16 protein-coding genes are annotated in these 14791 nt (G+C 56.1%); 6 read left to right on the forward strand and 10 right to left on the reverse strand.

Going from position 1 to position 14791, the window contains the following annotated elements; translation table 11 throughout:
* Positions 1-21 precede the first annotated feature (21 nt).
* Positions 22-573, forward strand: a complete 552-nt coding sequence (locus tag P7A97_RS07420; RefSeq protein ID WP_277689287.1) for a hypothetical protein — start codon at positions 22-24, stop codon at positions 571-573.
* Here P7A97_RS07420 and P7A97_RS07425 read toward each other — a convergent pair.
* The 9 genes from P7A97_RS07425 to P7A97_RS07465 form a co-directional block, all read right to left on the reverse strand.
* Positions 564-1157: a hypothetical protein gene (locus tag P7A97_RS07425; RefSeq protein ID WP_277689288.1), complete on the reverse strand. Its 594-nt coding sequence runs from the start codon at positions 1155-1157 to the stop codon at positions 564-566. The two genes, P7A97_RS07420 and P7A97_RS07425, sit on opposite strands and share 10 nt — an antisense overlap.
* Positions 1158-1303: 146 nt before the next feature.
* Positions 1304-1486, reverse strand: coding sequence for a carbon storage regulator CsrA (gene csrA, locus P7A97_RS07430; protein ID WP_277689289.1), 183 nt, complete (start codon positions 1484-1486; stop codon positions 1304-1306).
* 17 nt (positions 1487-1503) lie between these two features.
* Positions 1504-1776, reverse strand: coding sequence for an HU family DNA-binding protein (locus tag P7A97_RS07435; protein ID WP_277689290.1), 273 nt, complete (start codon positions 1774-1776; stop codon positions 1504-1506).
* 72 nt (positions 1777-1848) lie between these two features.
* Positions 1849-2040, reverse strand: a complete 192-nt coding sequence (locus tag P7A97_RS07440; RefSeq protein WP_277689291.1) for a hypothetical protein — start codon at positions 2038-2040, stop codon at positions 1849-1851.
* Positions 2037-2399 carry a hypothetical protein gene (locus tag P7A97_RS07445; RefSeq protein WP_277689292.1) on the reverse strand — a complete coding sequence of 121 codons (363 nt, stop codon included), beginning with the start codon at positions 2397-2399 and terminating at the stop codon, positions 2037-2039. The genes P7A97_RS07440 and P7A97_RS07445 overlap by 4 nt, the downstream gene beginning before the upstream one ends.
* Positions 2400-2404: 5 nt before the next feature.
* Positions 2405-4534 carry a type I DNA topoisomerase gene (gene topA / locus P7A97_RS07450; RefSeq protein WP_277689293.1) on the reverse strand — a complete coding sequence of 710 codons (2130 nt, stop codon included), beginning with the start codon at positions 4532-4534 and terminating at the stop codon, positions 2405-2407.
* A 338-nt stretch (positions 4535-4872) separates the two neighbouring features.
* Positions 4873-5373 carry a PD-(D/E)XK nuclease family protein gene (locus tag P7A97_RS07455; RefSeq protein ID WP_277689294.1) on the reverse strand — a complete coding sequence of 167 codons (501 nt, stop codon included), beginning with the start codon at positions 5371-5373 and terminating at the stop codon, positions 4873-4875.
* A gap of 153 nt (positions 5374-5526) precedes the next feature.
* Positions 5527-6546, reverse strand: coding sequence for a hypothetical protein (locus tag P7A97_RS07460; RefSeq protein WP_277689295.1), 1020 nt, complete (start codon positions 6544-6546; stop codon positions 5527-5529).
* A gap of 13 nt (positions 6547-6559) precedes the next feature.
* Entirely contained in the window at positions 6560-6760 is a 201-nt protein-coding gene (locus tag P7A97_RS07465; RefSeq protein ID WP_277689296.1) for a hypothetical protein, read from the reverse strand.
* A 149-nt stretch (positions 6761-6909) separates the two neighbouring features.
* Between P7A97_RS07465 and P7A97_RS07470 the strand changes: the two genes are divergently transcribed.
* On the forward strand, positions 6910-7344 hold the full coding sequence (locus P7A97_RS07470) for a hypothetical protein (protein ID WP_277689297.1): 435 nt from the start codon (positions 6910-6912) through the stop codon (positions 7342-7344).
* A 136-nt stretch (positions 7345-7480) separates the two neighbouring features.
* Here the strand turns inward: P7A97_RS07470 and P7A97_RS07475 are convergent, their stop codons facing one another.
* Complete coding sequence (locus tag P7A97_RS07475; protein ID WP_277689298.1) at positions 7481-8020, reverse strand: hypothetical protein; 540 nt, start codon at positions 8018-8020, stop codon at positions 7481-7483.
* Between the two features lie 142 nt (positions 8021-8162).
* Here P7A97_RS07475 and mobH point away from each other — a divergent pair, with 142 nt between their 5' ends.
* The 4 genes from mobH to P7A97_RS07495 are packed head-to-tail and all read left to right on the forward strand — an operon-like array spanning position 8163 to position 14726.
* Entirely contained in the window at positions 8163-11780 is a 3618-nt protein-coding gene (gene mobH / locus P7A97_RS07480) for a MobH family relaxase (RefSeq protein WP_277689299.1), read from the forward strand.
* A complete protein-coding gene (traD, locus tag P7A97_RS07485) occupies positions 11773-13629 on the forward strand; it encodes a conjugative transfer system coupling protein TraD (protein ID WP_277689300.1) in 1857 nt (618 codons plus the stop codon). The genes mobH and traD overlap by 8 nt, the downstream gene beginning before the upstream one ends.
* Positions 13629-14066, forward strand: a complete 438-nt coding sequence (locus tag P7A97_RS07490) for a hypothetical protein (protein WP_277689301.1) — start codon at positions 13629-13631, stop codon at positions 14064-14066. Before traD ends, P7A97_RS07490 begins: the two co-directional genes overlap by 1 nt.
* A 3-nt stretch (positions 14067-14069) precedes the next feature.
* Entirely contained in the window at positions 14070-14726 is a 657-nt protein-coding gene (locus P7A97_RS07495; protein ID WP_277689302.1) for a DUF4400 domain-containing protein, read from the forward strand.
* Positions 14727-14791: the final 65 nt, after the last annotated feature.

A 14791-nucleotide genomic window follows, 5' to 3' on the forward strand; every position in this document is an offset into this window, starting at 1 on the left:
GCCAGATGGCAGCATTACTCTATGAAACGACTTCTCCTTATCGCCCTATTGCCGGCTGTTGTGCTCGGTTCGGCCGAGCCTCATGTTGATGCAGCCAGAATGCTTGCCCATGGCATCTCGACCGGTGACCAGATCATCGTCGGAAACGCTCTTGCTGAACTGCGCAGTCTCTCTTGTAAGGGGGACCCGCAAGCTTCCGAACTGCTCGGGGAAAAATACTTCTCCGGGCGAGAGGAGTTTGCTGCAGACCCTAACAAGGCAGAGCTATTCCTAACGCACGCAGCTAAGCATGGAGTGAAGGGCTCCGCCATTACTCTGGTGATGCATTACCTCAAGAGCCCACCCACCGCGCAAACGCTACGTGAGGCTGCCATCTGGCTTCGCGTGGCCCGGATCGAGGAAGAGGCTGATTCGCCGCGCTACCGCCTGGCCGAAAGTGGAATGAAGGTGGCGAGTGCTGGAAATCCAAACCTTCTCCCTGTCGAGGATGAGGTTGCCAGGGAGGCAGCTTTGATCCTCCACGCGATTCGGAACGATCTTTTGGCCGGGGAGCCCGGCCCCTGTCAGACATGATCTTTATCGAGTAGCACGGCTCGCTCAATCAGATTGACCAACTCAGTCAGTCGAGTCGCGTCGAGGACCTGCTTTGTGTATGCCCGGATAGGGCGGTAGCCGAGCGAGACAAATAGATTCTGCCTGTCACGATCGGACTGGAACGCTTTCTTAGACCTGTGAAAGGCGAACCCGTCCATTTCCACGACGACATAGGGAGGGATGAAGATGTCAGCGCTAAACTCTCTGCCTGGCACCAGATCTACAGCCTCCCACTGAACTCGCCCGGGCAGCCTCGCGCAGAGCGCGTCGAAAAGTATCTTCTGCGGGGACGTTTCCTGCTCCACATAGCCCTTTGAGCCGGCGGCAAGACCTCTACCGGCGGTTCTGGCTCTGTCCTTTCCTGCTTCATCCATGATGGCGTTGGCTTGGTGGGCTTTGGATTCGCGAGCGCCCTCGCTTAAGGCCTGCAATTTTGCTTGGTTGAGGCTTGCAACTGCCTTGCTAAGGACTGGCTGGCCACGTCTGGATGTGGTCGATATCGTCTTGCCGTCGCTCGGATCAATCAGGCCGAGCCTGACAGCCTCATCTGGGGAAATGCGCATGCGTGCTCCTCTGTTTGAAGAGGAGGGTACGGAGCCCGCCAGATATGCAAGTCTGGTCAGGCATTGCAGGCAAGGGTCCATAGCCTATGGGCACAAAAAAGGCCTCAAGATGAGGCCCTCTCTGTGGATTCAACGTAACTGCCCAATTACAAATTGCCCTGGGCCTTTTCCTTTTGAATCCGCTCGTAGATTTCCTGGCGATGAACCTGGAGCTCTTTTGGGGCATGGGCCCCCAATCGCACCTGGTTGCCCTTAACGCCGAGCACCGTGATGGACACGTCATCACCAATATTGAGCGTCTCGCCGACGCGTCGAGTAAGAATCAGCATTGCTGGTGACTACTCGCTTAAGCGACGGCGTCTTTGAGCCCTTTCCCGGCCTTGAAGCCCGGAACCTTGGCACTTGCAATGGTGATCGGTTTGCCGGTAGCGGGGTTGCGGCCTGTACGCGCTGCGCGTTCTTTGACAGTGAAAGTGCCGAAGCCTACCAGGGTGACATCGTCGCCGGCCTTCAGCGTTTCAGAGATGGTTTCGATAATCGCGTTCACGGCCTTGCCAGCATCAGCCTGGGTCATATCGGCGGCGGCTGCCACGGCCTGGACGAGCTCAGTCTTGTTCATTCTCATACTCCTAGTGACCCATCACGTTGTGGGCTGTTTGATAATAAGGGGGCTGCAAAAAATGCAACTGCTCTATACGGCAATAGGCGGTCGCAAACCAAAGTGACTCAATAGGTCCGAGAACTCACGTTGGTCATCGGTGAGGCTGTCGTATTCAGATGGGCTAGGGGGAACACCCATTTGAATCTTCACGCTGAAGCGCTCAATTCTAGCGCTCAAATCCAGCAGGCGCTGAATTTTTGCCTTATCAGGGGTGTCCTTCATGTGTATGCGCCTGGTTGTAGCTGGAAAGGCTCAATGACGAATTCGAGCTCGACCGAAGCAATCGCAAAGAGGTTGTATATAGCACCCATGGTGCGCAGATTGTCGACCTTGAGCGGAGAGCTGGTGATCAGTTTGTTGATGGTCTCGCAAGCCTTGCTGGGAGGTAGGCCGCAAGCCTCAAGCTCAACGGCGGATACGGCAAGGTCATCGGATACATAATCGGCCTGAACACCCAGGTGAGCTGGATTGATAACAATCTGGTGCTCGTGGTTGGACATTGCCAGGTCAACAACCAAGGGTATTTCCGCCCCGCGGATCTCGATAAAGCCGGATGCCGCAATTGTTGTGCAAGAGCTCATTCGTTCTACTTCCGCGCAGTGATTTTCTTGGTTTCAAGGTCGGGCTTGCCGTCCTGGTCATTGAAGCTGGCCTTGCATCGCGGGAAACCTCCACAGCTCCAAAATAGACCGTTTGTTCCCTTTCGCTGCCGTAGCTTGTGCTTGCCGCACTTCGGGCAATCTTCAGCGGACTCGATGACAGGAGCTGAAGTGTCCTTGGTGCGTATCGTGGTGAGGTCGGGCTCTGGTTCCTTTCCTCGACCAGCCAGATCATTGCAGCTTGCCGTGCAGGTCGGGTAGGCAGTGCATGACCAGTAGTGGCCCGAGCTGCCCTTGCGCCGCACCAGGCTGCCTTTGCCACAGGCCGGACACTCCGTGAGGTCGCCAAATGCTTCCTTTCGGGCTGCGGCGATTGTTGCGTGGTCAAGGGTGGCATTTACCGCTTCTACCTCCCGGCTGAGAATCTCGTGCTGGTACTTCACAACTGTTAGATACGACGTTTGGCCAGCGGCGATCTTGTCCAGGCCTCCTTCCATGATTCGCGTGAAGTCCAGACTGGCAAAGCTGAACTTGTCTGAGAGCAAGTCTGCTACTTTGACGCCAAGTGGCGTAGCGTGGACTTTCTTTGCCTTCACCTCGATGTAGCCGCGATCGATGATGATCTTGATGATGCTGGCGAAGGTGGAAGGGCGGCCGATCCCGTGTCGCTCAAGTTCTCGCACAAGGCTCGCAATAGTCAGCCTGGCCGGTGGCTTTGTTGTTGCGGTGATTGCTTCTCCCTTCAAGCAAGAGACGCGGGCCCCTTCTTGAAGCTCAGGTAGGTCACTTTCCGATCCTTCATCCTCGGACTCATCTTTTTCGTTTCCATCGTCGTCTTCGCCAGGCCGCTCAGGGGTGAGTTTTAGCCAGCCCTCGGATAGAAGGGTTCGCCCCCGAGCAATGAACTGCAGGTTTTGGCCCTGGACTTTGAGGGCGCTGACCAGAATCGCGGTGGTGGAAAAGTACTTTGCTGGCTCCATTTGGGACGCCACCGCCCGCTCCCAAATCAGCCTGTAAAGTTTCCCAGCATGGCTGTCGGCCGGGAACTCAGAGGGTTGTTTGTTGCTTATGTCGGTCGGGCGTATGGCTTCGTGAGCCTCTTGGGCCCCTTCCTTTGAGTTCCAGGTGTTGCGCACATCAGGTACGCCAAACCCGTTGCTTCGAAGCCACTGCCTGATCTCTTCAGAAGCACCTTCTTCGAGGTTGAGGGAGTCTGTCCTGTGGTAGGTAACGAGCCCATGATCGAACAGCGACTGAGCTGCGGCCATCGTTTCGTCCACGCCGAGGCCTAGCTTCGTATTTGCGACTTGCTGCAGGAGGCTTGTGCTGAATGGTGACGGAGGCTTTCGGAAGGTCTCTTTGCGATCAACTTTGTAGATCATGAACTGATTTTGCTGCTGGAGAGCGCCAGCAACCTGAGTCACAAAAGCTTGGTCCGTGAAGTGCTCGGTTTCGTCCAGGCCAAGGGCCTTCTGCAGAGGCTTGTGCTGCCATGATGCGCTCCAGGTTGTCCCTTGTTTCCCTGGCCAGGGAAAGACTGCCTTGAGCTTGTAGTGGTCGATTGGCTTGAAGCCTGCAATAGCACGATCGGCCAATACCACCATGAGAACGGCCGGTGTTTGCACGCGGCCTGCAGACATGGCTGTGACGCCGCCGGTCATGGTCTTCAGCAAGGGGGATACTGTGTAGCCAACCAGTCGATCGAGTACTCGCCGAGCCTCCTGGGCCGCGACCAGGGCCATATCGATCTCGCCGGGGTTGTTGATCGCCTGTTTGATGGCGTCCTTCGTGATCGAGTTGAACTTGACCCGCTTGTAGGACTTCAGTCGCAAGCTATCCAGAAGGTGCCAGGCAATGGCTTCACCTTCGCGATCTGGGTCGGTTGCCAGTAGCACCTGGTCAGCCTCTTGAGCGGCCTTCTTCAGTCTTGCAATTACTGGTTGAGACCGTTTGGAGGCAACGTACTTAGGCCTAAAGCTTGGCGGCTCAACGCCCATTTCATCATCCGGTAGATCCCGGATGTGTCCGACTGAGGCCATGACCTTGTAACCGCTGCCAAGGTAGGACTCGATCTTCTTCGTTTTATTTGGGGACTCAACAATAATCAGGGTTGTCATGCGTACTGGCACCTCGCTTGAGAGCTAAGGTGCCATCGCTATCCCGATGAGTGTTGGTCGATTTGACCCCAAAAATGGGCTAAAGCTGCCCTGCCAGATTCTTCGTGCCCGCATTAAGGACCGCCCGAACGTGGAAGCGATCATGCTCGGCATCGCCCCGTGCACTTGCCTGGCGCATCGCGTCGGTGGCCTTGTCAGCCATGTCAATCGCAACCATCAGCTCGCACTGGCCAAGCTTTGACAGCTCGGTTGCTGACACAGACTGTGGGTGGCGTCTTTGGCTTTTCCTGTTCATGTCTCACCGTCCACTATGGGTATTCTGCTGCCGGCAGGCTGCATCAAAGTGACCTGCTGGGGATTAGCCGGCCGCGAGGGCAGTTATCCTTCTTCGGGCACATGATGCAGTGGTGCTCCGGCGCAGGCTTAGGCCTGGCTCTGAGTCCGAATTTCTTCAGCTCCCAGTAGCGGTTCCAGAGTGCAATGACCTGGCTGCCGCTGAGCAGGTTCACCGCAATGTACTGCACCTTTTTTCCACTCACGCACCGGACATAACCGGAGCTCGAAACCGGAATAGACCTGCCGAACAAGCGTGCGCTGATGCGCGACAGGATGAACGCATAAACTGACAGCTGAATGATGTCCTTCACGAATACCCGTGGCTGCTTCCGGGTTTTCGTGTCTACCGGAATCAGCCAGCCGCGGGAGTAGAAGACCTGGTCAACCCGGCCGTGCATTGGTACTGGGAGGGTTGTGCCGATATCGCTTTCTGAAAGCACCAGCCGAGCGCCGGACAGCGGCTCGGGCAGGATTTCCTGCCAAGCTCCTAAGTGTCGACTCACGGGAACACCTCAAAATTACTCTTCATGACCTGAGAGTAACGGGCATTCAAAAGATGCAACCCCTGAAGGGGTGGCAGAAGTTGCTTCTGCGGATAGGGGGTGCTGGATTAGAAGGTGAGGGCCCGCCTGAAGCCGACCCTCACTTAGGGTAGGTTAGGCCTGCAGCGCCATCTGCTTGCTGGAGTCGCCTTCGCTTTTTGAAGCCTGTTCCTGGTCGGGCTCGTCAACCATGCTGGCCAACTTCATGAAGCTCTCATACACGTCGACGGGAATCTTTACCGCAACATTGCCGCTGCTATCAGGTTTGGCAGTGGCCATCAGGTGGCTTCGAAGTTGCGACACCTTGGGCACCATTTGCTTCATGAAGGTCCTGGGCAAGGGGCGCTTCTTGAGGCTGATGTCCTTGGTTGTAATTCGCAGGGGCTGCTTGACTGTTGTAGATGCCGCCTCAGCGCTGGCCCCATCATTGGAGTCATCTTCATCATTTGCGCTTTTGGAGCCATCGACTGCACTGGAGGTTTCCTCTTCCTGCGTGCGCCTCGCAATCGCTTCGTTGAGGAGCTCAACCATGGCTGTAGCGCCATGTATGCGGTACATCTTGAGGGCAAACTGGGCATTGATAATGCCGTCCTCGATCATGGTCTGCACCTCCTGAGGGAGCGTCAGCAGCTTCATGGTTTCGCGGATGTTGGTGTCAGAGGTTTTGAGCTCTTTGGCAATCTCCAGGATCTCCCACCCCATGTTGCGAAGGCGCTGGTAGCCAACTGCACGTTGAATGGGCGTCAGCTTCAGAGAATCGTTCGAGGTGAGGAGGCGGATGTTGGCAACGTCGTCACTTCCCTTGAGCTCGATGACGCTCAAGCGTCGGATGCCGGCTCCGCGGGAGTTCGCGAGCTTGGCGGCGCGAAGTCGGCAGTGGCCATCGCGAACAAAGCAGCGGCCATCTTTGATCTTTACTTCCAGGGGCGGCATTTGATCGCCACTCGCCCATGCTTCAGCCAGGCGCTCGATGTGGGCGACAGTGTCTGGGCGATCATAGTCGCGCAGGTTGAACCCTTCTTCCTCCTCCACGAGGTCTGGCGCGAGCCAAATCAGCTTGGTATCACCGACTAAGGATGAGTCTTCGGCCTTGTGCAGTTTCCAGAAGCTTTGAAGGTCGTTGATGGCTGCCATTGTCGTGATCCCGTTAGTTTGGTTTCTTGCCGGCGATTCGAAGATAAAGCTCACGTGCCGCAATCCCCGAGCAAAGCTCGACAATTAAGGCTCCAAGGAACTCCGCGCCGTTGCTCTCATCGGCCGACAAGCTGAGCAGCCAAAAGGTCAGCGGGATTGCTGCCAGGAAAAAGCCCAGAAGAAAGGGCAGGGCACCTTGATTTGATCTTTTCAACGTATTGCCTCGTTCGTTGGTGGTCAGCGTACTGCAGATTTTGTGAATGCAAGTGCCGAGTCCCGACCCCATTTGGGGGTCAAACTAACCACCACATGGGTGTTGTTTTGTCATAGCGTCTCGACATCAATCCGACTGGCAGCGATCCAATGAAAACACGCCCATCTAATCTTGCAACCCGTGCAAGACCTACTGCCGCAAGCGTTAGCTCTGCAGAGCGGGCAATCCACGAGGGCGAGAAAACCATTGGTGAGATCTCGAAGTTAGTGAATTTTGATGACCTTGACCTGGATATTGATTTCACTCGGTCGCTTCCGACAGCAAGCCGGCGTCCGGCTGCGGCCAAGTCCGGCAATACTGGCGGGCCGTTTTCTGCTGACAGCCCCCTGAACAATGCGCCGTTGTCTGTTGTTGCGTTGCCCGATGTAGCTTTCTTCGATCAGGAACTCTGGGGCCTGCAACTGCGCGTGCTCATGCCTGCGGTGATGGGGCTGGGGTTTGCTGCAGGGATTTGCATTGGCTATGCCCTCTACGGCACGCCTATGCATGCAGCGATTATTGGTGCCTTCCCGTTCTTGGGGTGACTCGTCTACAGAAGCACCTTTTGTCCGGTCACTGGCTGGATTGGTGTGAGCGTATAGCGTCTGGGATGTAGTTCAACGCCAAAAAAAAGGGCGGCTCGTTCTCTTCAGAATTGAGCCGCCCTTTTACGTAGCGAAGTTACTTGCTGTGCATGCACTTCCCGCGCATCGATGCTGGAATGCCTTTGGGGCCGCCGAGGGCAACGATTTCCCACTCGCGCTCGGACATCTCCATGGTCGCACCCTGGCAGAATTTTCGGTACGCCCGGTTGTATTCGTCCTGGCTGGCCTGTAATGACTTGGTGTCTGCTGCCTGAACAGATGGCGCTCGGCTCAGCGCGGATGCGATCACGGCGTCTTGGCTTCCATTGAGCGGTGTGACGATTACGTCGGCCGTACTGGATGGCATGGTCGAGGGGGTCCGAAGCTCTTTGTAGTTGCCGTTTACCGTCATAACCATGTCTTCGCTGCCCATCACATGCTGATAGGCCGGTTTTCTCAGCGCGGCCCCGCCACGGCCCTGGTGCCCCCACGAACTGTAGAACTCATGAGCAAGGCGCTCGGGCACATAGATCAGCGCATCGGCGGCTTGGCTGGCTTCTGGCTGTATTTCCTTGCTTGCGCAGCCGGCTACGGCAATCGCGGCGGTCATCAGGGCGGCTAGGTGAATGTTTCGCATGAGGCCTCCAGTTGTTGATGGAGCTCATGCTACGCCCAGGAAATGGAAAACTATCTGAAGTCCCGCCCCCAAAAGGGGTGTGAACTGACGGCATCTTCGCTTGCGGTACGGGCACCATTGGTTGCAATTGGAGGCCTACATCTTGAGCATTTTCGCAAAGCTTTTATCCCGTATTGGCAGAGCCGGCGTATCTAAAGCGCCTGCTGCGGTTGCCAGTGGTCGTGCCCGTGAAGTGTCCAAGACCATCATGCGCGACGATAAGCGTGCCCTGCTGCGGCCAGGTGATGAGCAGCAGCTTGTGTTTGGCGGTATTGCCGAAGGCCTCATCGCATTTGTCACCGGTGAGGAGCTTCTAAAAGGGCACAGCGACAAGATTCAGAAGCTGATTAATGGAATCGGCTTGCCTCGGGATGAGTTCCACCGGCTGATCTACCCAGTCATTCACGCGTTCGCTGATTTCGCTCATAACGTGCCAGCGTCCAAGGCACACCACCACCGATCCTGGGGGGGTCTTCTTGAGCACTCTTTGGATGTGGCTTGCTTTGCCCTGAACAGCGCGGTACTAACGTCGTTTGACTATGGGTCTACCCCATCCCAGAGAACGCTTCGCCGCGAGCGCTGGTACGCAGCTGCAGCGATTGCTGGGCTACTGCATGACTCGGGCAAGCCCTTGAACGACATCAAGGTTCACGACGAAGGCCACTCGAACGTCTGGACTGGCTCGTTGCCTATTCACGAATGGGCTGAGCAGACTGGTGTCGAGCGCTACTTCATCACCTGGAATCCCGATCGCGGTGAGAGTCACAAGATCATCTCGTCGACGTTGTTCGAGCGGTTCATTCCCAAAGCCACGCGTGATTGGCTTCTAGAGGGCGGAATCGACATCTACCGAGCAATGGCAGATGCGATTCAGGGTCGAGACCCCAAGTCACTGCTGACTGGCATCGTCATCAAGTCTGACTCCGCTTCGGTCGATCTCAATCTGAAGACAGGGGCCGGCCTCGTCGCTGGCGGTGATGCCGCTGTTAACGTTCCCAATAACTTCACAAATGCCGCTCAGTACTTGCTTGAGAGCGGCGCCTGGACTGTCAATGCCCGGGGTGCTCGGATCTGGACAACGACAGCTGGCGTATTTGTCGCGTGGAAAAGCGCTGTACCTGAGATCGTCAATTTCTTCGATAACCACAAGATTCGAGGCTGTCCGCGTGGCTCTGACTCTCTGGGTTCTGTGCTGCTCGATCATGGTGTTTTCGAACCTCAGGAGGATGGAAGTCTTTACTGGGAGGTTGCACCAGACGCGCTGGTCGCCGCCGACTCTGGGAAAAGACTTTGGCTCAAGTGCGTCAAGCTCTCCTCATCGACAACCCTGTACCCTTTTGAAGCGGCCCCCGATCCGGTGGCTGTGTGTATCGGCAAAGAGGACAACCACACTCGCTATGATCCGGATGCTGGTAATGATGCGGGGCAGATGGTCATTGATGGCGCTGCGGTAGATCCCACTGAAGGATCTGTGTCGCCTATGTTCAGCCTGGATGGCTCGTCTGATCAGAAGCCAGTCCAGCCAGTTGCAGAAGTTGCTTCTAAGGTTGAGGTCTCAAAAGCACCTGAGAAGGCAGAAGCCCCTTCATCCAAACCTACACTCGGAAAAGCTGAAGCCAAAAGTACGATTACCTTGGGGACCGGCCCTGTTCAGAAGGCAGGAATTACGCTCGGGATCACCCTTGAATCGAATGCCGAGCCAAAGCCATCAGCGCTTGTCATCGGCGGGGCATCTAATCAGGTAAGCAAGCCGGAGAAGCAGGATAAGCCTACGGCCCAGCCCCAGGGCAGCCGTAAGAAAAAGAAGAAGGCGGGCGGTGGGGCTGCTCAGCCTGAGGCTAAAGCGCTTGCGAGCAAACCGGCACCCAAACCGGTTATAGAGAGCGGCCCTGGGATCGACGATGTCTTCGGTACAATCTCAGGTGTCAACATCGACATTCCGGAAGCCGTTGCGGAAGCTGCCCCTGCACCTATCGCGCAACTTGATGATCCATTCGGTGCGCCAGGCGCTGCAGATTCTGCTGATCCATTCAACTTTAAGCCTGTCGCCAAGCCGTCCGCACCCAAGCCTGTAGCTCAGGCTGAGCGTCAAGCCAAACTGGAACAAGTTGGCCAGCTTCCTGTTGGCCTTGAGAGGGCCAAGCCAGAACAGCCAGCGCCGGCTCTGCCGGTAGATGAGTCGCTATACGCCGGGCATTTAACAGACGCCTCTGCTGAGGCGGGCGGCAGTGCAATTCTCGACAATGACGGGCTTGCCGACTTTGATGCGGACATCATGTTGATGGTCGGCCTTAAACCGGTTCAAGGCCCGGCAACCAGCATGCCTCGGCAACCGTCCATAGATGTTGGTCTAGAAGAAATCCGCGGCCCTGTAGCCCCGCCGGCGCCGGCTGTTGAGGGGCCAATCTCCAACAGCCAGTACCGGCAGCCCTCGTCCATTCCAGCCGAATTCCGTTTTGATCTGGATGAGTCCCCTGTTGCTGCAGATATCCCGGACCTTCCTGACATAAACCCTTCGCAGTTTAAGTCTGCGCCAGAAGAAGTGAGGGTGAGGGATGCAGCGGCCACCCAACAGGCTTTGATTTCATTGCCGCCCGTTGAGGCTTTGGTCCTTGCAACCGATGAGGAGCTGAATGGCTTTGATGCGCCGAGCTTTGTCGACGGCTTCGTACTGCCTCAAGAGGTAGAAGTTGCTTTTGAGGCCCCCCTTTTGGGCGAGTCGGGCTGCCCGGAGCAGCTCCAGACATTCGATTTCGATGAGCCGGTTGTTCTGGATCCTTCAAATGCCGAAGTAACTTCTGCGCCGACTTTGCCGACTTCGCCGCCAAGGATCGAGAGAGCGCCAAAGCCTATCCCCATTGCAGTGGCTACCAGGCACCTGGATACGGATGCCATCACCATGTCACCTGCAAGTAGGGGGGATCTGGACTGGGCTGCTATCGGGTTCAACCCAGCTGAGCCAGTTACTGAGCCCTCGCTGGAAATAGGCAAGCAGGTGCACCCTGCAGCCAAGAAAGATCGGCCTAGTGAGCAAGGCAATGGGCGTGCAGAGAAAAGTCAGATCGTTAACGTGGTGAGTCAGCCTGAGCACGGTGAAGAGAGTGCTACGCCTCTTTCCTCAAAGTACTCGGCCGAAGAGGCGGCTGTCTTCGAGGGCTTCATGGCCCGTACGTCAGGCGTCAAGGAAAAGCTGACGTGGTACCTGGATCCAGATCAAGTGAAGGTTGTAACAAGCGCTATGCGTCCTTTCCTGCCGTTCAGCAAGGCGGGTGAGGGGGGCATTACTGCATCTGATGTTAAGGCTCTGAGCGAGGCCGGCTGGCTCTGGTTCAACTTTATAAATGCCGATGATCCATACGTTTCTCTCAACGAAAGGCGGTATGGCGTATTCCTGAGCGACGCAGCTGCTGACTGCATCGACTACCTCAGTGATGGTCTCGTCTACAGGCGCACCTTGAGTGGCTACGAAACGAGTTTGAGCATCGACGAAATGTCGACAGTAGCCTCCGAGCTAATTGCTCAGAGCAAGCACCACAGCATTCCGCCTGGTGGCGGGGCGCGCATCTTCAAGTTCACCAACAAGATGATCATGGCTTTTGGATCGAGTCGGCAGCTGACCACTGATGAGGTCAAGCGGTCCTTGTTCGAGCACCAGGATTGCCTGTTCACCCCTACCAATTTCTACGTGCTGGTTAAAGACGAGGTCTCAATCTATGAGTGAGTGGAGCTACGAAATGCCATGGAGGCCGAATTTTGAGGCCTACGAAGCGGCTAGCTGGTGCATTGGAATGCTTGCATCGTCTGCGGTTCATATCGCCACAGACTTGCCGAGCACCCCTTTTTATCTATCGCTCGCAGTCATGGCTGGCTTTGCTCTTCGGCGAGTCCCAAAGGCCATTCACCTGTACAGGGTCAAGCAAGGCCTGGTGGCGAAGGATGCAATCCTCATGGGGCAGGATGAGCTAATCGAGCGAATGCTGGCTGATCGCGATGCATTCTTCCTGGGCGAGGGCTTTGAGTGGCGACAAACAGAGGCGCAGCAGATTTTCGAGCTCATGAAACGTGATGTTTCGAAACTAATGCCAAAGCCAAAGGAGGGCTTCATGGGGGCGCCGTGGATTCACGGCATTTCGATGCAGCCGGATAAGCCAATCAAGTTGCCGAGGAAGCTGACCAGTCTCCATACCCTGATCGTAGGCACAACGGGCTCAGGAAAAACCCGTCTATTCGACATTTTGATCTCCCAGGCCATCCTGAGAAACGAGGCTGTAATCATCCTCGATCCGAAGGGCGATAAAGAGCTGGCAGAGAACGCAAAGAGGGCGTGTGCTCTTGCTGGCCAGCCTGGTCGCTTCAAGTACTTCCATCCGGCATTTCCCAACGAATCCGTTCGCATCTCGCCGACGAAGAACTTCGGTCGTCCAACTGAGGTTGCATCGCGAATTGCGGCGCTGATGAAAAGTGAGGGTGGTGACCCCTTCCAGGCATTCGCACAGATGGCTCTGAACAACGTCATCCAGGGCCTCCTGCTGTGTGGCATCCAGCCAACCCTGGTTGAGCTAAGGCGCTGCCTTGAGGGTGGCCTGGCTCCTCTCGTGATCAAGGCAATTCGGGTTTATGGCCAATCAGTATTGCCGGATTTTGAATCGATCGCCGGGACTTACCTTCGTAAGGCGCCAACTGATGAGATGCGTGCTCAGCAGATGCTGAAGATGTACCGGACTGAGATTTTCCCAATCAAGCCGAACTCCGACCTCGAAGGCATGCTCTCGATGTTCGAGCACGACAAGGCCCACTTCGGGAAGATGATCGCCAGTTTGTTGCCCGTCTTGAACATGCTGACATCTGGTCACATGGGTGAGCTTCTATCTCCAACCGATGATCCCGAGGATGGTCGAGAAATTACAGACTCCGGGAAGATCATTCGGATGGGCGATGTCCTGTACATGGGTCTCGACTCGCTGTCTGACTCGATGGTCGGTTCCTCGATTGGTTCGGTGTTCCTGGCTGACTTGGCTGCAGTCGCAGGTGAGCGCTACAACTTTGGTCTTGGCGATGCTGGTGCGGTAAACATCTTCGTCGATGAGGCCGCGGAAACGGTCAACGACCAGCTCGTCCAACTGCTCAACAAGGGCCGGGGAGCCGGTATGAACCTGTTTGTCGCCACCCAGACAATCGCGGACTTTGAGGCGCGGATGGGGTCGCCGGCGAAAGCACGCCAGGTGTTGGGTAACACCAACCACACGATCGCACTTCGTATCACTGACCCGGATACTCAGAAGTTCATTGCTGAAAAGATCCCGCCAACCTACTTCAAGTATGTTATGCGGACTCAGGGCAACTCGACAAAAGACGATCCCCACATGCACTCGCTCAACGTCGGTGAGCGTCTCATGGACGAGGAGGGTGAGCTTTTCCCCGCCCAACTACTGGGGTCGCTGCCCAACCTTGAGTTCCTGGCCATCCTTGCTGGTGGGCAGGTTGTGAAGGGCAAGATTCCCGTCTTGACCCAGCCAGACGACTTCGATGCTGCAGTTGTTCAGGCTGCAAAGTTGCGGGAGGCAGCTTGATGGCCGCCAACACTGTAAAGCTTGAGATAGCAAAGCTTCTGGATGACGACAAGCATCGCACGATCCTTTACCTGTTAGATGCGGACTGGCCGGCTGCGATCCAGATTGTGCCTGTCGCTATGCGCGTTGCCGGGGAGTCTGAAAGAACGCCGGAGTGCCTGCTGATCCTCAAGGAATCGCTTCGTTCCTACCACCAGAGCCTTGGGAAAACCGACCGTCAGCGGCTCAAGGCCTTCCTGGTTCCCTTCATCGATGGGCTCTGCGGTCTACTGACAGTTGAGCCCCTTGAACTCGGCGCAGTGACTGAGCTGTCCGCGGTGCTGGAGGAGGGGGTGGGCAAAAGGAGCTACAGCGCTGTGCGCGAGCGACTCATCGAACTACTCATGCCCACCAGCAGCTCGCTAGGGCGGGTTTGGCGCGTTATCAATAAGGTTTAAGCCATGGCAGATTTTGAAGAAAAATCGATCCCGACCACCCTCTGGGGTTTCTTGCTGTTCATCTTCATCGAAGTACTGATGATCGCCTGCTTCATGCCGAATCGCTTTATCGAGAGCGCAATCCTCAAAGAGCAGGCCTGGGGGGTGAGCCTTATGGGCGAGGCGCCTCAAGCGAAGCTGATGGACGATACGCGTGACCTCTACACCTTCTTGCTCATTGACTCCGGCTTCAATGAGACCGTGCGGGAGTTCTTCGTGCCCTCGGCTGAGGAGCTGGAGCGATCGAAGGGCTGGGAGAACCTGGCAAACCTGTGGTTCCCCTTCATCGAGAGTCGGGGGGAGGCGCTCTCGAACGTGATCTTCCACATTCTGTACCGGGCCTTGGCCTTGTACATGTGGCTCCCGTTCATGGTGGTTCTGCTGGTGCCTTCAGTCTTCGGAGGGTACATGTCATGGAACATCAAGCGGTACAACTTCGATCATTCCTCACCTTTCCTCAACACCTACAGCTCCAAGATCTCCTGGTTCTGTGTTGCGGCTACGCTTGTGAGCTTCCTGGCCCCCATACCGATACCTCCAATGATCATCCCCGTCGTGATCATCACGCTGATACCAATTGCCAGCAGTTTGCTGATTGGCAACCTTCCAAAGCGGCTGTGAACGCAGAAGTTACTTCGAGGCCCCGAAAGGGGCCTTTTGCTTTCTGAGGTTTGGCCCCTCTTGTG

The organism is Pseudomonas sp. GOM6 (assembly GCF_029537485.1).
Taxonomy (GTDB): domain Bacteria; phylum Pseudomonadota; class Gammaproteobacteria; order Pseudomonadales; family Pseudomonadaceae; genus Aquipseudomonas.